Origin of the sequence: Gordonia sp. McavH-238-E (genome assembly GCF_022348225.1) — a bacterium.
GTDB classification, from domain to species: domain Bacteria; phylum Actinomycetota; class Actinomycetes; order Mycobacteriales; family Mycobacteriaceae; genus Gordonia; species Gordonia terrae.
This window is the reverse complement of the sequence record NZ_JAKRFE010000008.1, coordinates 147848-165506: the sequence shown is the minus strand read 5'-3', so window position 1 is coordinate 165506 and position 17659 is coordinate 147848. Positions and strand designations below refer to the sequence as shown.

Genomic DNA, 17659 nt, shown 5'->3' with positions numbered 1-17659 from the left:
CGCCATCTGACCCGAATCCCTGGCAGAATGGCCCCCATGCGCTCGATCTGGAAGGGCGACCTCAGCTTTGGCCTGGTCAACGTGCCGGTCAAGGTCTATTCCGCGACCGAGAGTCACGACCGCAAGTCCTACCAGGTCGATTCGTCGGACGGCACCCGCATCCGGTACCGCCGTGTGCGCGAGGGCACCGACACCGAGGTCGACTACGGCGACATCGCCAACGCCTACGAATCCGAATCCGGCGAGACGGTGATTTTGACCAAGGACGACCTCGCCTCGCTGCCGGTGCAGAAGAGCCCGGAGATCTCGATCCTGGAGTTCGTACCCGCCGAGCAGGTCGACCCGATCTACTTCGACAAGCCCTACTACCTCGAGCCGTCGTCGAAGTCGCCGAAGGCGTACGTCCTGCTGGCCAAGGCGCTGGAGGAGACGGATCGGCTCGCGATCGCCTCGTTCACCCTGCGCAACCGGACACGCGTGGCCGCGCTGCGGGTGGTCGACGGTGTGATGACGTTGCAGACGCTGCTGTGGCCCGACGAGGTCCGCAAACCCGACTTCGGGTTTCTGGACGACGACACCGAGATCCGCGACCAGGAGCTGCAGATGGCAGCGTCTCTGATCGAGTCGATGGCCTCGGACTACGACCCGTCGGAATTCGAGGACACCTATCAGAACGAGCTGACCAAGCTCATCGAGGCGAAGTCCGAGGGCGGCGAGGCGTTCCCCGAGACCGACGACGAAGACAACGACACCGAGGACTCCGACGTCGCCGATCTCCTCGCCGCGCTGCGGGCGTCGGTGAAGGACCGCGGGGACTCGGACTCCGAGGACAAGCCGGCCGAGAAGACGACGGCGAAGAAGGCCCCGGCCAAGAAGGCCGCTGCCAAGAAGGCGCCGGCGAAGAAGGCGGCGGCCAAGAAAACGGCAACCAAGTCGACTGCCAAGAAGGCGCCCGCCAAGAAGTCGTCGCGCAAGGCGAGCTGACCTCCGGCGCCGGAGAAATCGGTGGCGTCTCGACGCCGGGTTCGGGCAAGCTCGAAGGGTGAAATCCGCCGCTGACTCCCGTCTGCCCCGCGCGCTGCTGCCGTTCGCGCGCCGGCAGTATCGGTTGCTCGCGTCCGGACTGATCCTCGCCATGTTCGCCGACGGCGTGTGGACGATCGCGGTGATCTGGCAGGTCATCGCGCTCGGCGGCGGGCCGGGGCAGGTCTCGCTCGCCACCGGCGTGGCCGCGGTGGGAATGCTGTTCTCCACGCTGGCCGGTGGGGTGCTCGCCGATCGGATCTCGCAGCGCCACATCATGATCGGACTCGAGGTCGCGAAGATGGTCGCGTTCGGCGCGATCGGGCTGGCGTCGATTGCGGGCGTGCTGCAGCTCTGGCACGTGGTGCTGGCCTCGCTGCTGGGCGGCATCACCACCGGGATGTATTACCCCGCCTATTCGGCGCTGCTCCCCGGGATCGTGGCGCCGGCGGAGCTGCAGGCCGCCAACGGGATCGAGGGCTTCTTCCGCCCGGTCGTCTTCCAGGCGGTCGGGCCCATGGTCGCCGGCGCGGTCATCGGCGCGTGGGCGCCGGGACCCGCGGTGCTGATGGCGGCGGTCGCCGCGATCCTGTCGAGTGTCTGCTATCTGGCGATGGCTCCGGTCACCGCGCGCCGCTTCGGCGAGACGGCCGAGGACGAACCGGAGGTGATCGAAGGTGCGGGTGCCCGACGGATCGTCGGCGATCTGGCCGAGGGGTTCGTCTACATGGCCCGGACACCGTGGCTGTGGGGCACGCTGCTCTTCGCATGTGTTCTGGTGCTGGCGACGCTCGGTCCGATCGAGGTGCTCGTCCCGTTCGCCTTGCGTGAGCGCGTCGACGGCGGCGCCACCCAGCACGCCTGGGTACTCGCCGGATTCGGGCTCGGCGCGGCCGCGGCGTCACTCGTCTTCGCCTCGATCCCGATGCCGCGGCGGTACCTGACCGTCATGTTCTCGCTCTGGGCGTTCTCCAGCCTGCCGCTCGTTCTGATGGGTCTCGCCGATTCGACGTGGATGTTCATCGCCGCCGGTGTGACCATGGGCATCCTGTTCGACGGCCCGATGGTGCTGTGGGGGACGCTGTTACAGCGTCGGGTGCCGCCGGCGCTGTTGGGCCGCATCGCCAGTCTCGACTTCTTCGTGTCGGTCGCGCTGATGCCGGTGTCGATGGCGATCGCCGCGCCGGTCTCGTCGGCGATCGGCCTGACCGCGACATTCGTGCTGGCCGGGTTGCTCCCGGTCCCGATCGCGTGGGCGTTCTACGTTGCGGCCCGCATGTGGCGCGACGAGATCGAGAACCCGCTCGTCGACGACGCGCATCCGAAGCTGGTCACACCGGCACACTCGTAGTGGAGTGTGCCGGTGTGACCGATAGGTCTCTGACTACTCCTGCGCCGTGTCGCCCGCTGCCTGCGTCGCCGCGCGCCTGCGCCCGAGAACGACGGCGGCGGTCACCAGCGCCGCAGCGAGTGCCGCGACACCGTATCGCTCGTGGTCGTAGCGGTGGCCGATCGCTTCGTCGATCGAATAGCGGCCGGGGCCGGTCAGCGTCAGCGCGGCCGATGCGACTCCGAGCACCGCGGGGAGTTCGAGTCCGCCGTTCTGCGCGAAAAAACCATTGGGACGGTGGACGTCGGACGCGGCCAGCATGGCCGCCGCACCGGCGGCCGACGCGACGCGCGTGCCGGCGCCGACGGCGATCAGCCCACCGGCAGCCTCACTGACGCCGGCGGTGACCGCGGACAGCTTCGCGGGCGTGAAGCCCATCTGCTGCATCCCGGCTGCGGTCTGCTCGAGGCCCGGTCCGCCGAACCATCCCGTCAGTTTCTGGGCGCCATGGGCGAACAGCGTGGCACCGACCGCCACGCGTAGGGTCAGCAACCCGGCATCGAGCGCCTTGCCGGAAGTCCGTCGTCGTGTCATCGGGGGGTCCTCTCGTCGTCGGATGCGGCGAAATCGTACCGCGGTCCGTTTACAGTCAAGGGCCAGACGGCCGAGGTGTCAAACGAGCATCGGCACCGGACCGACCTAGAGGACGCGCGCCGCGCCCTCGACGACACTCGCCGTCAGTGCTTGCAGCAGCGGGGAGCTCAGCTTCCAGTACTGCCAGTACAGCGGGACGTCGATGTGGTGGTCGGCGATGAGGCGGACACGGCCGCTGTCGAGGGCGTCGGCGATCTGGACGACCGGGACCGCGCCCCATCCGATCCCGAGGGCGACGGCCCGGTGGTACTCGGTCGACGCCGGAATGTAGACCGCGGGCGGGTCGACGGGCCGGCCGGCGAGGGCCGCCGAGATGTTCCGCTGGATGTGGTCATTGCGGTCGAACTGGACCATCGGGGCGCGGGCCAGCGCGTCGGCGTCGGGCCCGTCGGGCAGCCAGAGGTCGATGAACTCCGGAGTGGCCACCGGCAGATAGCGCATCGTGCCGAGAGACTGCAGTGCGCACCCACGGATCGCGAGGGGTTCCGAGGTCACGGCGGCGAGTACATCGCCGGTGCGGAGCAGGGTGCTGCTGCGGGTCTCGTCGTCGCGGAAGACCTCGACCGCCACCGCGTGCTCGCGGTGGAAGTGCGCCAGGACCGGCAGCAGCCAGGTGGCGAGCGAGTCGGCGTTGGTGGCGATGGGCAGGTGGATGCGCGGGCGTTCGATCAGCGGCAGGTCGTCGTCAGGGGCGCCGACGAACTCGGCCCGCGTCTCGGCGAGCAGCAGTTCCCACTGCTTGGCGAGGCGGACCAGGACCTCGCCGTCCGGTGTGGCCGTTGCCGGCTTGGTCCGCCGGAGCAGGACCCGGCCGACGGCGGACTCGAGCGCCTTGATCCGCTGACTCACCGCAGACGGGGTGATGTGCAGGGCGGTGGCGGCCGCGTCGAACGTGCCCTCGCGGAGCACCGCGGCCAGCGTGCGCAGGCCCTCCTGGCTGATGTCCACGAGCCGAGGGTAGTGGTGTGTCTCGCCGAACAGGCGAGACACACCACCGGCCACCGGATCAGGCGGCTACCGCGGCACCCGGGGCGTCGGCGCGCCGGGCCCGAACCGTACCGAGTGCGAGCAGCCCGGCGCCGACGGCAACCCAGCCGGCGAGGACGGCGACCGTCCCGGCGATGCCGGCCGCCGGGAAGTACGCGACCGAACGGAGCAGCGTGCCACCGGCGCCGGGCGGCAACCACTGGCCGATCGTCCCCCACGGGGCGGGCAGCAGGTACGGAGACGACGCCAGCCCCGACAACGGGTTCGAGATCAGCACCATCACCAGCGCGGACACCCCGACCCCCGCGGTGCCGAGCAGACTCCCCGCGCCGACGGTGAACCACGTGATCGCCCCGATCATCAGGGCCGCGGCGAGACCGACGGTGCCGATTCCGCCGTCGATGACACCCAGCCACGACCACGTCGCCGCGAAACCGAGCCCGGCCACGAGCGGGCCCAGGACGGCCAACGTCACCTGCATCGCGACCCGTCCCCGCAACCCGACCGCAGCCGCTCCGCCCAGCGCCATGCCGGCGATCAGCAATGGCAGCAGGCCGGCGGCGAAACCCGTTCCGCGGTCGTCGGTCTCGGGAGTGGGGACCACCGAATCGACGGTGACCGGCAGGCCCTGGGCGGTGGCGATGCCGTTCCCGACCCCGGCGACGACCTGGGCAAGCACGGGCGACCCCGCCTCGGCGGTCAGGACCGTGACCCCGTCGGGTCCCGCCGCGATCGCGCCCACGAGGTCGCGTCGTTCGATCGCCGCTCGGGCGTCGTCGGCGTCGGTGAACCGTTCGACGACGAAGGCGTCGGCGCCGGCCCGTTCGGCGAGTGCCGACTCGATCGCCGTCGCGGCGGGCGGTGGTGCGACGAGACCCAGCGGAGCCTGGTGCGGTTCGGGATCGACGGCCAGCGACACGAACATCGCGGCGATCGCGACCACGAGGGTCGGGATTCCGACGATCATCGCGGCCACGAGCCGCCAGCCCGGTGCGTGGCCGGCACGGGACGGGCCGGCGGGCGTCGCGGCCGGCCCGGGTCGTGTGTCTGTCGTGGTGAGATCGGTACTCATCGGTCCTCCCAAAAAGAACGAGCCTTCGTTTTAAGAAAGTATGCGCCGCGGGGACCGCAGAATCAAGAACGAGTATTCGTTTTAGACTGTTCGCATGCCGAAGATCAGCGACGACCGCAAGCTCGAACGAAGTCGGCAGATTCTCGACGCCGCGCGCCGCTGCTTCGCGGAGAAGGGGTTCCATCGCGCGTCGATGTCCGATGTCATCCGGGAGTCCGGGCTCAGCGCGGGGGCCGTGTACTCGTACTACTCGTCGAAAGAAGAACTGATCGCCGCAGTGGCGCGGTCGATGTTCGTGGCCTACGAGGCGGGGATCAGCAGCTTCGACGAACCGGGGGTCCATCCCGCGTCGCCCGAGGCGGCGGTCCGGACGCTGGCCGAACGCATCCTGCTCGAGATCGCCCCGCTGACCGACGGTTTCCGGATGGTCCTCACGGTCTGGGGCGAGGCGGCGAACAATCCGGCCCTGCGCGAGACGGTGGGCGACATCGTCCGCGGTCTGCGCGGGGTCTTCGAACGTGTCCTGACCGAGTGGCAGGGCGCGGGGCACGAACTCCCCGCCGAACCGGTGGTGCTCGCGCAGGTCATGGTCTCTGTCATGCAGGGGGTGGTCGTGCAGCAGGGTCTTGTCGGTGACCTCGACGTCGAGGACTACATCGCGGCGTTCTGCTCGGTGCTCCGTGGCCTCGGACTGGGCGACTCGGATCATAATCTGAAGTTCGATTGATGATTCGTCAAATTCTTTCGTTGGACTGATTCCCGAGTCGCTCTTAACGTCGTCCCGGTGACCGCCTATCTCGTCCCCGCACTGGCCGGATTGCTCACCGGCGCCGGCCTGATCATCGCCATCGGACCTCAGAACGTCTTCGTGCTCCGCCAGGGCGTCGCGCGGCGGCACACCGCGCCGATCGTGGCGGTCTGCGCCGTCTCCGACATCGTCCTCATCGTCGCGGGCGTCGCCGGGCTCGGCGCGGTGGTCGCCTCGCATCCGGACGTGGTCACGTTCGCCAAGGTCGCCGGCGGAATCTATGTCGGGGCGCTGGGTGTGCTGGCCGCCAGGCGCTGTCTGCGCAGCAACGAGGTCATCGCGGCGGACGGCACCCGGGCCGACGACGGGAGTGGCGAATCCACCGGGCGCTGGGTCGCGGTGGGCACGGCCCTGGCCCTGACCTGGCTGAACCCGCACGTCTACCTCGACACCGTCATCACCATGGGCGCCATCGCCAACGGACACGGAAACGGCAGGTGGGCGTTCGCTTTCGGAGCCTGCATCGCGAGCGTCCTGTGGTTCACCGCGCTCGGCGGCGGGGCGCGCAGGCTGTCGGGGTTCTTCGCAAGCCCGCGGGCGTGGAAGGTGCTCGACGCGGTCGTCGCGGTCATCATGCTGGGGATGGCGGTGGCCCTTTTCGCGTCGATCTGAGACGGATCGGGGTCGTCCGGACCCGTCCCGAGGACTCCGACGGCACCCCGCTGCAGCGCACGCGGGGTGTTTTCGGGTATCCCGGAAGGGTGACAGCGCGCCGATCGGCCCCGACTGTGACTCGTGAGACCACGCTCCGCGAGCCCACGAAGACGTTCGACGTGCGCGCACTGCTGTCGGATGTGCGGCAGACGCTGGGTCGCGGGGATCTCGCCGCGGCCGCCGCGACGCTGACCTACTTCGCCGCGATCGCGGTCGTCCCCTGGGCGCTGCTCGGGATCTGGTCGACGACCTGGCTGGGCAGCCCCACCGCCGAGTCGCTGTCGGAGCTGCGCGTGCTCATCCCGCCGGCGATGGGCGGGCGCGGTGTCTTCGACGAAGCCGTCGTGATCGGCTCCGGGCTGTCGCTGATGAGCGCCGTCGTCCTCCTGTTCCCGGCGTCGTTCTACGGCGAGGGTCTCCGTCGCGCGTGCATGATGCTGTATCCGCGCGATGACCGGTTCACGGGATGGCGCTCGCGGATCTGGGTGCTGGGACTCGTGGTCGTCGTGCCGCCGCTGACCTACATCGTCATCGGTGTAGCGGGCACGCTCACCACGCTGGCGCCCGACGGTGGCGGAACGGGCGGCTTCGGCGATCTGGTGGTCCGGATCGTGGTGGAGTTCATCGTCGTCTGGCTGACGGTCACGGTCGCACTGACCTGGGTGTACTGGCGGGTGACGCCCGGTGAGCCGACGTTGGGGGTCGCGGCGGCGACCGCGCTCGGGACCGCGTCGTTCATCGCCGGCTTCTTCCAGGGCTTTCTGCTGTTCCTGTCGCTGCCGATCGATGTCGGGATCCCGTACGGGGGGCTCCGCGTGATCGGCGGGGTGGTGGCGGTCGGGCTGTGGCTCTACGTCGCGCATGTCATCGTCATCGTCGGATGGGCGGTCGGACAGGCGATCTCGAAGCAGAGGAGGGACCGTGTCCGCGGAGCCTGAGCACCTCGCGTCAACGTCGGCGCGGGCAGCGGAGCAAACGGACCGGGCGAGTGCCCGGGACGAGGCGCTCGACTCCTGGTCGAGACTCCACGGCGGTATGGATCCGCGTCAGATCCCGTGGGTGCGCGGCTGGGTGCTGATCAGTCACGGGTGCGCCCGCCCGCTCGTGCGCCTCGGCGTCACCGCCAACACGGTCACTGTCCTCGGCGTGGTCGCCACCGCGGTCGCACTGTGCGTGACGATGCTCGGCGGATGGTGGCCCGCCGTGGCCGCGCTGGTCATTCTCGTCGCCGCACTGCTCGACGGGATCGACGGCGCGATCGCGGCGCAGACCCGCACCGCGTCGAGGTGGGGTCGGATCAACGACGCCGTCGCCGACCGATGCTCCGACGTCATGCTGATCGGCATCCTCGTCGTGGTGGGAGCGCCGTCGTGGCTCGGCATCTCGATCGTCGTGCTGACCCTCATCCTCGAGACGACACGTGCCACGGCACAGGCGGTCGGGATGACCGGGCCGGGTGCCGTCACCGTGTGGGAGCGGCCGTCCCGGGTGATACTGGCGGTCATCGCCGCGCTGTGTTCGACCTGGTGGTGGGCGGCCGCTCTGGCATCCGACACCACGGCGACGCTGGCCGCCGTCATCGCCGCCGTCGGCGCAGTGCTGGCGGTGGTGGGGACGATCCAATTGGGAATCGCGGTCCGGAGGCAGACCCGACGTCTCGGGTGAGTCGCCGGTGACGCGCGGCTCCCCATCCGGATCGGGCCACGGTGACGAACAATGGGACGAGTAACTCCCCCCGCCCGATCTCGATGCGATGAGGAAATCTTCGATGACCAACGACTCGGTGGTTCTCGCCGACGCCGACGGCCGCCCGTGCGGCACCGCCGACCGCGAGGGGGTGCACGGGTTCGACACCCCGTTGCACTTCGCCTTCTCCTGCCACCTGGTCGTCGACGGTCGGATCCTCATGACGCGGCGGGCGCTGTCCAAGCGCAGCTGGCCCGGGGTCTGGACCAACTCGTTCTGCGGTCATCCTCGTCCCGATGAGGACGTCGTCGACGCGGTGCATCGCTACGCCCGGCGCGAACTCGGTATCGACGTCGCCGATGTCCGTTGCATCCTGCCCGACTTCCGGTACCGGGCGGTCGACGCGAGCGGCATCGTCGAGAACGAGATCTGCCCGGTGTTCGTCGCGCGACCGCTGGGGGAGCTGCGACCGGATCCGGACGAGGTCGCCGAACACGTCTGGGCCGAGATCGCCGATGTGTGGGCGCTCGTCGAGCGCACGCCGTGGGCGGTCAGCCCGTGGTTCGTCGAACAGGTGCGACAGTTGCCGGCGCGCGACCACGGTTCGGTCTACGAGACCCATCCGGTGATGTCCCGGGCGTCGAATTCATGACGTCAGGCAAACCAGTCCAGTCACCAGGTCGAGGAGCGGTCGGATGATGCACCTTCCCGGTCACACGCAGGTGGTCCCACCACACCGGCGATACGACGAGGTCGCGGAGGCCTGCGCGGCGATGGTGATCAGGTCGTACTCCAGTTCGTTCGGTCTGGCGTCGCGATTGCTCCCGCCGCGGATACGCCGTGACATCCAGAACATCTACGCGCTGGTCCGCGTCGCCGACGAGATCGTGGACGCCCCGCGCCCCGAGCAGGGTCTCGTCGACCGCAGCAACGAGCTCGACCAGCTCGAGGAGCAGACCAGCGTCGCGCTGGTCACCGGGTCGAGCAGCAATCTCGTCGTGCACGCCTTCGCCCAGACGGCCCGCCGCGTCGGCATCGACCTCGACCTGGTGGGCCCGTTCTTCGATTCGATGCGCAGCGACCTGACCCAGGTCCAGCACGACTTCGACTCACTGGCCACCTACATCTACGGCTCCGCCGAGGTGGTCGGTCTGATGTGCCTGCGGGCGTTCCTCGCCGACGAGCCCAAGTCCGCTGCGCAGTACGACCATCTGGCACCCGGCGCCCAGCGACTGGGTGCGGCCTTCCAGAAGATCAACTTCCTGCGCGACTTCGGCGAGGACAGCGACGGACTGGGCCGGCGCTATCTGGTGGGCCTCGATCCCGACGATCCGGCGGACGCCGCCTGGGCGCTCTGGCTGGACGACATCGACCTCGACCTCACCGCCGCCGCGGCCGCCATTCCACACCTGCCCGCGGGTAGCCGCGTCGCGGTGTGTACCGCGCACGACCTGTTCGCCGAACTGACCGCTCGTCTTCGCGAGTCGTCGGCCACCGAGGCCCGCCGCACCCGCGTCCGGGTCCCGAACGCGGGCAAGGCGAAGATCGCGGCGGCCGCCGTCGCCCGACGCGGCATGCCGCGAACCCCACGTGCCGACGCCGTCGGCCTGTACAGAAGAAAGACCAACGTATGAGCGAGTCCCGACGCGTCGTCGTCATCGGTGGCGGAGTCGCCGGATTGGCCACCGCCGCCCTTCTCGCCCATGACGGGCACGACGTCGAACTCGTCGAGAAGAACGACGAACTCGGTGGTCGCGCGGGCTCCTGGGATCGCGACGGGTTCCGCTTCGACACCGGGCCGTCGTGGTGGTTGATGCCCGAGGTCTTCGATCACTTCTTCGAGATGCTCGGGACGTCGACTGCCGAGCAACTCGATCTCGTCCGCCTCGACCCCGGATACCGGGTGTTCTTCGGGGACAGTGCGGATTCCGACGAGAAGCCGATCGACGTCTTCGGCGACCGCGAACGCAACCGCGCACTGTTCGAGGAGATCGAACCGGGTGCGGGAGCCGCGCTCGACAGTTACCTGCAGACCGGCCGGCAGGCGTATGACCTTGCCGTGGAACGTTTTCTGTACACCAGCTTCGATTCTCCCCGCGCCTTTCTCGGCCTGCCTGTGTTGCGACACGCGAAGACCCTCGTCACCCTGCTGACGACGTCGTTGCAGTCCTACATCGCCGCGCGGTTCACCGATCGCAGATTGCAGCAGGTTCTCGGCTACCCGGCGGTGTTCCTCGGCTCTTCGCCCGAGCGCACCCCCGCGATGTACCACCTGATGAGCTGGCTCGATCTGGCCGACGGCGTGCGATACCCCAACGGCGGTTTCACCACCCTGGTCGACGCGCTGGAGCGAGTCGCCCGTGAACGCGGCGTTCGGATCTCGACGGGAACGGCTGCGACTGCTGTCCTGACGCGTCAGCGCCAGGGAACGCGATTCGCCCGATGGCGCCGTCGCGCCGAGGTGGCCGGGGTTCACGTCGAGGACGCTGCCGGTGCTTCGCGAGATCTGGTCGCTGACATCGTGATCGGTGCCACCGATCTCCATCACCTCGAGACGCGGCTGCTGCCTCGCGAGTTGCAGACCTTCCCCGAACGCTACTGGGATCGAGCCACTTCCGGTCCGGGAGCGGTGCTCGCACTGCTCGGCGTCCGCGGTGAGGTGCCCGAGTTGGCGCATCATTCGCTGTTCTTCACCGATGACTGGAAGACCAACTTCGACGCCATCTTCGAGAGCCCCACGCGCGTCCCGGATCCGGCATCGCTGTACGTGTGCAAGCCGTCGGCCACCGATTCCTCGGTCGCGCCGTCGGATTCGGAGAATCTCTTCATCCTGGTGCCGGTCCCGCCCGATCCGGGACTCGGTCACGGCGGTGTGGACGGCGGCGGCGACCCCGACATCGAGAAGGTGACCGACCGCGCCATCGCGATGATCGGACAGTGGGCGGGCGTCCCCGACCTCGCCGAGCGTGTCGTCGTCCGACGCACCATCGGCCCCGCCGACTTCGTGGATTCGGTCAACTCGTGGTGCGGCGGCGCTCTCGGTCCGGCACACACGCTGCGCCAGAGCGCGTTCCTGCGTTCGACGAACCGGTCACGCAAGGTCGACGGGCTTTTCTACGCGGGGTCGAGCACGCGTCCCGGCATCGGTCTGCCGATGTGTCTGATCAGCGCCGAACTCATCCGCAAGAAGCTCCGCGGCGACCGGTCGGTCGGGCCGATGCCGGTCGTGAAGCGCTGACCTGCGAGAACGGGTAGCGTTTCTGGGGGTTTGATATCCCGGTCACCCGGGTACTGGCGCGTGACAGTGCTCACAGCGCGAGAGGTTCGGGTGACATGGAGAAGACACGTACGGGTTCCTGGTGGCGCGCCCCGCGGTGGACGTGGTCGCGCCGGGACCTCACCCCTGAAGAACGACGGAATCTGCAGGCCTGTCGTGTGCCGGTGGCTGTTGTGACCGCCTCCCTGGGCGGACATGCGTACACCTATCGCGATAGGTGACCTGAGCAGACGTCCGGATCGGGGTGACGATGCTCGCTACATCGCCGTACAGTGTACGAAGTAGACTGCTGTGCACGATGTGACCGCCGAAGCGGGCTGACGATGCCGAACCCCCACCACACCCCCGCGCCACGGTGGCTCAAGCCAATGAACAAGATCTTCTTGCTGCTGCAAAGATTCGGCGGGATGAAGGAGTTGCCGGTCCTCGTCGTCGCCGGACGACGCACCGGCAAGCCGAGACGGACACCGTTGACCGTGATCGACCTGAATGGCGAGCGCTACCTGCTCGAAGGGTTTCCCGGTGCGGACTGGGCATGCAATGTTCGCGCGGCCGACGGGGTCGCGCAGCTGTCCGACGGGGACGAGCTGCGCGATGTCCGCCTTGTCGAACTCTCCGCCGAGCAGGCCGTTCCGGTGCTTCGCGCCTGGCCGGAGCTGGCGGGTACCGACGGACCGAAGATGATGAAGAACGCGGGAGTGGTCGACGACGTGACCCCGGATGCCTTTGCCGCCGTGGCGGGACGATGCGCCGTGTTTCGCATCGATCCGCGCTGACGGCTCCGACGACAAGGAGCCCTCGGTCAGCGACGCTCCGACGCCGGCCCGATCAACTCCGCGACGATCTTCGCCGACATGACGACGAGGGGGAGGCCGCCGCCGGGATGTGATGATCCGCCGACGAGGTAGAGGCCAGGTACCGGGGAGGTGTTCGACGGCCGGAGGAATGCCGAGCGGGGTCCGTTCGACGACGAACCGTAGATCGAGCCGCCGGGTGTCCTGGTCCTGCGCTCGAGGTCAGCGGGCGAGACGATCAGACGGTGTCGCACCCGCCCGGCCAGGTCGAGTCCGCGATCGGCCATGACCTCGAGGATCTGGTCTGCGTAGGAGTCGGCCAATCCCTCTGCGTCCCAGTCGACGCCGTGCCCGGGGTCGTGGCGCGGTGCGTTCACCAGCACGAACCATGCACCCGTTCCCGGGCCGGGGGAGATCTCGGGATCGGCTGGGGCCGAGATGTACACGGTCGGTCGCGCGACCGGACGCGGTGGGCCGCGGAATCCGAAGACCGCGTCGAACTCCTCGTCGTAGTCCTCGGCGAACAGCACCTGGTGGTGCGGCGCAGCGGGCGGATCGTCGAGGGCGAGGAGGAGCACGAATCCAGACAGTGACGGCGTCGTCCGTCGCAGCAGCGCCGCGGGCCGGCGGGCGTCGCGACGCGGTACGAGGCGGTCGTAGACCTGCCGGGCGTCGGCGTTCGCGACGACCAGATCTGCCCGGCGTCGGCTTCCGTCGGTGAGTACCACGCCATCGGCCCGGCCGGTGTGGTCGACCGAGATCCGGTCGACCTCGACACCGAGTTCGACCCGCCCGCCGAGTTCGACGAGACGGTCGTGCATCGCGGTGGCGATGCGGCCCAATCCGCCTCGTACATACCATGATCCGAACGCCTGCTCGGACCACGGCACGGACGCGAGTGCCGCCGGCGCGCGGCGCGGGTCGGAACCGGTGTAGGTCGCGTAGCGGTCCAGCAGCATCCGCAGGCGCGGGTCGTGGAGGTAATCCTCACCGAGTCCGCGCAGCGTTCGCCACGGCGCGACGGTCCGCACGTCCGACGGCGTGGCGATGCCGCCGATCATCGTGCGGATGCTCATCGGCGATTCCAGGAAGGGTTCGTGCGTGACGTCCCAGACACGTTGTGCGCGTTCCAGAAACGATGACCACTGAGCGCCTCGGCCATGCCCCAGTGCGGCGTCGAGGGCGGCGGGGATGTCGTCGAGCGTTCCCGGCATGTCCAGTTCGGTGCCGTCCGGGAAGCGGTAGCGAGCGGCGACGGGGAGTCGTTCGAGGGTCAGGTGGTTGCGGATCGACGATCCGGTGGCGTCGAAGAGTTCTTCGAAGACGTGCGGCATCGTGACGAGCGACGGCCCGGTGTCGAACACGAACCCGTCGTGTTCGATGACCCCGAGTTTGCCGCCCACGTCGTCGAATTGCTCGAGAACGGTGACGTCGTGACCGGTCGCGGCAAGGCGCATCGCGACGGAGAGTCCGCCGACGCCCGCCCCGATCACCAGGACCCGTGTCATCGACGGACCTCGATGGGTCGACTCTTCCACTCCAGCTCTCCGCGGTGCCGGGCCAGCGTCGAATCGACTGCGAGGCCGGTGAACACGAGGACCGACAGCGGGTGGCCGAACGCATCGGGCCACACGCGGCCGTCGGTGGTACGGGCCGCGACCGCCCGTGAGGCCACCCCGGCCAGATATCCGACGAACCCCACCCGCGAGCCGAACAGCGCTGCGGCCGCGGGGAGTACATACATCAGGCAGAGCAGCCCGGTGACGCCCAACGTGCCGCCCGGCGACCCGAAGGCGGACCACAGCGACTTGCGATAGCCCGCCCGGACCTCTCGCCAGCCGTGGTACATCCGGCAGGTGGCGACCGCGCTTCCCTCGGCCACCACACCGCGACCACCGGCCGCCTTGATCGCGCGCAACAGCGCGATGTCTTCGAGCACGACGTCGCGCACCGCCGTGTGACCACCGGCGCGGCGATAGGCCGCGGCGTCGACGACCAGGAACTGACCGTTTGCGGCCGTGAGGGATTCGCGTGGCGACCGCTCGGCCAGGCCGAGTGGCAAGGTGCTCAGCCATGACCACTGCAGGAGCGGTTGCACGAGTCGCTCGCCGGCGCCGACCGCGACCTGCCGTGGGTAGGGGCTCACCAGGTCGAGTCCGGTGTTGCGGAGGAGGGCAAACGACGAGGTGAACGCATGTGGCTCGACCACCACGTCGGCGTCGAGGAAGATCTGGACCCCGTCGGGGAACGCCTTGTCCGCGAGTTGGGCGCAGGCCCAGTTCTTTCCGAGCCAGCCGCGCGGTGGTGCCGTGCCGCGATGAACATTCAACCGGTCGTCCAGCGAAGCGAGCCGGGCCAGCACGGCGTCCGTCCCGTCCACCGAGCCGTCGTCGAGCACGAGAATCCGGATCGGTCCGGGCCAGCGGTCGGCCGCCTCGAGGACCGCGCGCAGGCAGCGTTCGGCGGTCTCGGCCTCGTTTCGCATCGGGATGAGCACCGACAGCGGTTCCGGCGCAGGGATGTCGGTCAGCTCGGGTCGACGAACGCGGCGCGCGTTGTCGAGGGTCAGGCCCAGCGACGCGAGTGACAGCGCGGTCCCCGCGGCGACCAACGGACGCAGCAGGTCAGGAACCCGCACGGCGACTCCGGATCTCGACGACCAGAAGCGGGATCGCGATGACACCCATCAGGAGTCCGCCGGTGAGAGCGACCGACGGGCGCCCGAAGAAGACCGCGTGAGCCATCACCGAGGAGAAGTACGTCCACAGGTACGCCGTCACGGGCACGGCGTCCATTCCGGCGCGATCGGTGTCGGGGTTCTCGTCACGGCGGATCAGCAGATCCAGCGTCGCGACGATGAGGAACGAGACCAGCAGCCACCCGGCGAAATTCGTCAGCGGGATCCCGGCGACCCCGGGCAGGGCCGGTGTCGGGTACCGCCACGCCCAGTTGCCCTGATCGACCATCTGCGGGTCGAGGAACACGTCCCACGCCGTGAGGGCGTACGCTCCCACCACGGCGGTCGCAGGCCGCACCCAGCGCCCGGCCACGCCCGCCGCCCGGATCAGGCGTCGGGTCACGACCAGCGCGGGCCAGGACATCATGATCCAGGCCAGCGGGACGAGCACCGGGACGCCGAGGACCTTGAGTCCCAGACCATCGGTGTACTCGTAGGTGCCGAAGGGGAATCCGGTACTCACGCCGACGGATTCGGCGACGAGGCCGCCACCACCGGCCACCACTGCGAGGGCGAGCGCGGCTGCGACGCCGCGGGTCGCGGCGACGTGGACGAGTGATGCCGAGGCCAGCAGGAGCACACTCGCGACGGTCAGCGGCAGGTTGCCGCCACCGGTCAGCGGGAACGCGATCTGGACACCGATCGTGGCGGCGAGCAACATCCACGCCAGGGTCACCAGCCCTCGGTTCCAGGACACGGTGCCTGCGCCTCGCGCCGGGCGCGACGACGGTTCGGAATGGTGAGAAGCGGTGCCGTCGAGGAGACTCACGCCGACCTCCCCTCGTACGTGCCGACGACATCGGTGACGGCGAGCCGGGCGAACAACTCTTCGGCGTACCAGCGTGACGGTGCGGTGCGCCGGACCGCCGACAGGTGTGCGGGGGAGCGGTAGGCGAAGTCGGTCAGATGCTGTGCCGAGTCCCAGATCGAGAACGTGCCCTGGACCCCGATCGGGAGTTCGCCGACGCCGAGCGCCAGCCGGTTTCCCTGTGCGCCGGCGAGTTCGGTCGCCACCGGCGGAACGGCACGCCAGAACGACGCCATGGTCGTGGGCCGGAGTCGAGCTCGGGTCAGCGCCGCGACCGGTCCAGCCCATGCGGTGTCGGAGCCGCGCTGCTCGGCCGGCTTCACTGTCCCGAACGGGTCGACGCGCGACCATCGCCCCTTGGATCGGATCGGTCGCATCGTGACTCGCAACTCCTCGGTGCTCGAGTCCTGCCAGCGTCGAAAGACCACCGAATCCCGTGCTGCCGACGCCGACTCGTCGTCGTGCCACACCGTGAGGGCGGCCCAGTGCTTCAGGTCGGCGCTCTCCATCGTGAACGTGCGCGCAGTGCCGGTCCCGAGGAGTTTGGCGAACCGCAGGCCGGGCGTACGACGAAGGGTCCGACGGCCGGACGACATCCGTCCGAGCGCGGGCAGGACCCGATCGACACCCCAGACGCGGAGTTCGACCGTCGGTCCGGCAGGTGCTGTCATGCGCGCCGCCACACGCAGCGCTCGATCAGCGACGTCAGCGCACTCCGGCTCGGTGGATCCATCGGGGCATCGGCGACGATGCCGAGGGCCTCCTCGGCCAGGTCGACGATGCGCTGCTCGACGCGCTCGACGGCGCCGGTGGAGGTCAGGACCTCGCGCATCCGCGCTGCGCCCTCCGCGTCGAGATCCGGGTTGCCGAGACAATCGGCCATCACACGGCGCTCCATCCGCCCCGCCGACTCCTCGGCCACCGCGATGAGCATCGTGCGCTTGCCCTCCCGCAGGTCGTCGATGGCGGGCTTGCCGGTGACCTTCTCGTCGCCGAAGACGCCCAGGATGTCATCGCGGAGTTGAAAGGCCTCGCCGGCGGTGAGGCCGATTCGATCGTAGGCCTCGAGGAGCACCGGCGAGGCGCCGGCGAGCGTGCCGCCGAGTCGTAACGGCTGACCGATCGTGTACCGCGCGCTCTTGTAGCGCAGGATGCGCGCCGTGCGGTCGGCGTCGGTGGTGTCCTCGGTCTGACTCAGCATGTCCAGGAACTGACCCGCATACGCCTCGTCGCGCATCTGCGACCAGGTGTCCCGTACGGCTCGTCGAATGTCGGCGGCCGCGTCGTCGGCGGCCGCGGCGGCGAGGTCGTCGGACCAGGACAGGCACATGTCACCGACGAGGATCGCAACGGCGGTGCCGTGGCGCTCGGCGTCCCCACGTCGCTGCGCGCGCACATGGTCATCGGCGAAGTGGCGGTGCACCGTGGGGAGGCCGCGACGGACATCGCTGTCGTCCATCACGTCGTCGTGCACCAGCGCGGCGAGATGGAACAGCTCGATCGCCGCCGCCATCTCGACGATGCCGGGAACGGTCCGGCCGTCGGCTGCGCCACGTGCCCCCCACAGGCAGAACGACGCACGCAGTCGCTTGCCGCCGCCGATCCTCGCCGACACGACGTCGATGGCGGGCGTCAGTTCCGCACCCACCTCCTGCAGTGTCGAGGCGTGACGACGGAAGTGACCGGCCAGCACTTCTTCGACGAGTTCGAGATCGGTCGTCGAGGAGTCGATGGAGTGCAGGTCGCAGGCCGGGGAGATCGACTGTGCAGGCGGCGCCGACGAGTCGGTCATCTCGGCGGTCGGTGTCATGACGGGGCCCTTCGAGAGT

General features: G+C 69.2%; 18 protein-coding genes. 10 read left to right on the top strand and 8 right to left on the bottom strand.

Annotated elements, in window-relative coordinates:
* Positions 1-27: 27 nt before the first annotated feature.
* Positions 28-984, top strand: a complete 957-nt coding sequence (locus MHN80_RS14075) for a Ku protein (RefSeq protein ID WP_239402357.1) — start codon at positions 28-30, stop codon at positions 982-984.
* Between the two features lie 58 nt (positions 985-1042).
* Positions 1043-2374: an MFS transporter gene (locus tag MHN80_RS14070; RefSeq protein WP_239402356.1), complete on the top strand. Its 1332-nt coding sequence runs from the start codon at positions 1043-1045 to the stop codon at positions 2372-2374.
* 33 nt (positions 2375-2407) lie between these two features.
* Here MHN80_RS14070 and MHN80_RS14065 read toward each other — a convergent pair whose 3' ends face one another.
* From MHN80_RS14065 to MHN80_RS14055, 3 genes are all read right to left on the bottom strand, one after another.
* Positions 2408-2947 (bottom strand): DoxX family protein, encoded by a 540-nt coding sequence (locus MHN80_RS14065; protein ID WP_239402355.1) that lies wholly within the window; start codon positions 2945-2947, stop codon positions 2408-2410.
* Between the two features lie 105 nt (positions 2948-3052).
* A complete protein-coding gene (locus MHN80_RS14060; protein ID WP_239402354.1) occupies positions 3053-3955 on the bottom strand; it encodes a LysR family transcriptional regulator ArgP in 903 nt (300 codons plus the stop codon).
* Between the two features lie 58 nt (positions 3956-4013).
* Positions 4014-5066, bottom strand: a complete 1053-nt coding sequence (locus MHN80_RS14055; protein WP_239402353.1) for an ABC transporter permease — start codon at positions 5064-5066, stop codon at positions 4014-4016.
* Between the two features lie 94 nt (positions 5067-5160).
* Between MHN80_RS14055 and MHN80_RS14050 the strand changes: the two genes are divergently transcribed.
* From MHN80_RS14050 to MHN80_RS14015, 8 genes are all read left to right on the top strand, one after another.
* A complete protein-coding gene (locus MHN80_RS14050; RefSeq protein ID WP_239402352.1) occupies positions 5161-5793 on the top strand; it encodes a TetR/AcrR family transcriptional regulator in 633 nt (210 codons plus the stop codon).
* Between the two features lie 57 nt (positions 5794-5850).
* Positions 5851-6486: a LysE/ArgO family amino acid transporter gene (locus MHN80_RS14045; protein WP_239402351.1), complete on the top strand. Its 636-nt coding sequence runs from the start codon at positions 5851-5853 to the stop codon at positions 6484-6486.
* Between the two features lie 116 nt (positions 6487-6602).
* Positions 6603-7466 (top strand): YhjD/YihY/BrkB family envelope integrity protein, encoded by an 864-nt coding sequence (locus tag MHN80_RS14040; RefSeq protein WP_004020354.1) that lies wholly within the window; start codon positions 6603-6605, stop codon positions 7464-7466.
* Positions 7450-8193: a CDP-alcohol phosphatidyltransferase family protein gene (locus tag MHN80_RS14035; protein WP_239402350.1), complete on the top strand. Its 744-nt coding sequence runs from the start codon at positions 7450-7452 to the stop codon at positions 8191-8193. The genes MHN80_RS14040 and MHN80_RS14035 overlap by 17 nt, the downstream gene beginning before the upstream one ends.
* A 103-nt stretch (positions 8194-8296) precedes the next feature.
* Positions 8297-8866 carry an isopentenyl-diphosphate Delta-isomerase gene (gene idi, locus MHN80_RS14030; RefSeq protein WP_064570498.1) on the top strand — a complete coding sequence of 190 codons (570 nt, stop codon included), beginning with the start codon at positions 8297-8299 and terminating at the stop codon, positions 8864-8866.
* A 43-nt stretch (positions 8867-8909) separates the two neighbouring features.
* Entirely contained in the window at positions 8910-9848 is a 939-nt protein-coding gene (locus MHN80_RS14025) for a squalene/phytoene synthase family protein (RefSeq protein ID WP_004020351.1), read from the top strand.
* A complete protein-coding gene (gene crtI / locus MHN80_RS14020) occupies positions 9845-11452 on the top strand; it encodes a phytoene desaturase family protein (protein WP_239402349.1) in 1608 nt (535 codons plus the stop codon). The genes MHN80_RS14025 and crtI overlap by 4 nt, the downstream gene beginning before the upstream one ends.
* A gap of 362 nt (positions 11453-11814) precedes the next feature.
* Entirely contained in the window at positions 11815-12267 is a 453-nt protein-coding gene (locus MHN80_RS14015; RefSeq protein WP_239402348.1) for a nitroreductase/quinone reductase family protein, read from the top strand.
* A 26-nt stretch (positions 12268-12293) separates the two neighbouring features.
* On the opposite strand, the gene MHN80_RS14010 is transcribed toward MHN80_RS14015, so the two are convergent.
* The 5 genes from MHN80_RS14010 to MHN80_RS13990 are packed head-to-tail and all read right to left on the bottom strand — an operon-like array spanning position 12294 to position 17640.
* A complete protein-coding gene (locus tag MHN80_RS14010) occupies positions 12294-13793 on the bottom strand; it encodes an NAD(P)/FAD-dependent oxidoreductase (RefSeq protein ID WP_239402347.1) in 1500 nt (499 codons plus the stop codon).
* Positions 13790-14923, bottom strand: a complete 1134-nt coding sequence (locus MHN80_RS14005; RefSeq protein ID WP_239402346.1) for a glycosyltransferase family 2 protein — start codon at positions 14921-14923, stop codon at positions 13790-13792. The genes MHN80_RS14010 and MHN80_RS14005 overlap by 4 nt, the downstream gene beginning before the upstream one ends.
* Positions 14910-15791, bottom strand: a complete 882-nt coding sequence (locus MHN80_RS14000; RefSeq protein WP_239402345.1) for a carotenoid biosynthesis protein — start codon at positions 15789-15791, stop codon at positions 14910-14912. The genes MHN80_RS14005 and MHN80_RS14000 overlap by 14 nt, the downstream gene beginning before the upstream one ends.
* Positions 15788-16501 (bottom strand): monooxygenase, encoded by a 714-nt coding sequence (locus MHN80_RS13995; protein WP_239402344.1) that lies wholly within the window; start codon positions 16499-16501, stop codon positions 15788-15790. The genes MHN80_RS14000 and MHN80_RS13995 overlap by 4 nt, the downstream gene beginning before the upstream one ends.
* Positions 16498-17640: a polyprenyl synthetase family protein gene (locus MHN80_RS13990; RefSeq protein WP_239402343.1), complete on the bottom strand. Its 1143-nt coding sequence runs from the start codon at positions 17638-17640 to the stop codon at positions 16498-16500. The genes MHN80_RS13995 and MHN80_RS13990 overlap by 4 nt, the downstream gene beginning before the upstream one ends.
* Positions 17641-17659 lie beyond the last annotated feature (19 nt).

What these genes read in the sequence shown, in the direction of transcription:
- MHN80_RS14075 (WP_239402357.1), top strand. Translation starts at nt 28, where the DNA reads ATGGCCCCCATGCGCTCGATCTGGAAGGGCGACCTCAGCTTTGGCCTG.
- MHN80_RS14065 (WP_239402355.1), bottom strand. Translation starts at nt 2,947, where the DNA reads ATGACACGACGACGGACTTCCGGCAAGGCGCTCGATGCCGGGTTGCTG.
- MHN80_RS14055 (WP_239402353.1), bottom strand. Translation starts at nt 5,066, where the DNA reads ATGAGTACCGATCTCACCACGACAGACACACGACCCGGGCCGGCCGCG.
- MHN80_RS14050 (WP_239402352.1), top strand. Translation starts at nt 5,161, where the DNA reads ATGCCGAAGATCAGCGACGACCGCAAGCTCGAACGAAGTCGGCAGATT.
- idi (WP_064570498.1), top strand. Translation starts at nt 8,297, where the DNA reads ATGACCAACGACTCGGTGGTTCTCGCCGACGCCGACGGCCGCCCGTGC.
- MHN80_RS14025 (WP_004020351.1), top strand. Translation starts at nt 8,910, where the DNA reads ATGATGCACCTTCCCGGTCACACGCAGGTGGTCCCACCACACCGGCGA.
- crtI (WP_239402349.1), top strand. Translation starts at nt 9,845, where the DNA reads ATGAGCGAGTCCCGACGCGTCGTCGTCATCGGTGGCGGAGTCGCCGGA.
- MHN80_RS14015 (WP_239402348.1), top strand. Translation starts at nt 11,815, where the DNA reads ATGCCGAACCCCCACCACACCCCCGCGCCACGGTGGCTCAAGCCAATG.
- MHN80_RS14010 (WP_239402347.1), bottom strand. Translation starts at nt 13,793, where the DNA reads ATGACACGGGTCCTGGTGATCGGGGCGGGCGTCGGCGGACTCTCCGTC.
- MHN80_RS13995 (WP_239402344.1), bottom strand. Translation starts at nt 16,501, where the DNA reads ATGACAGCACCTGCCGGACCGACGGTCGAACTCCGCGTCTGGGGTGTC.
- MHN80_RS13990 (WP_239402343.1), bottom strand. Translation starts at nt 17,640, where the DNA reads ATGACACCGACCGCCGAGATGACCGACTCGTCGGCGCCGCCTGCACAG.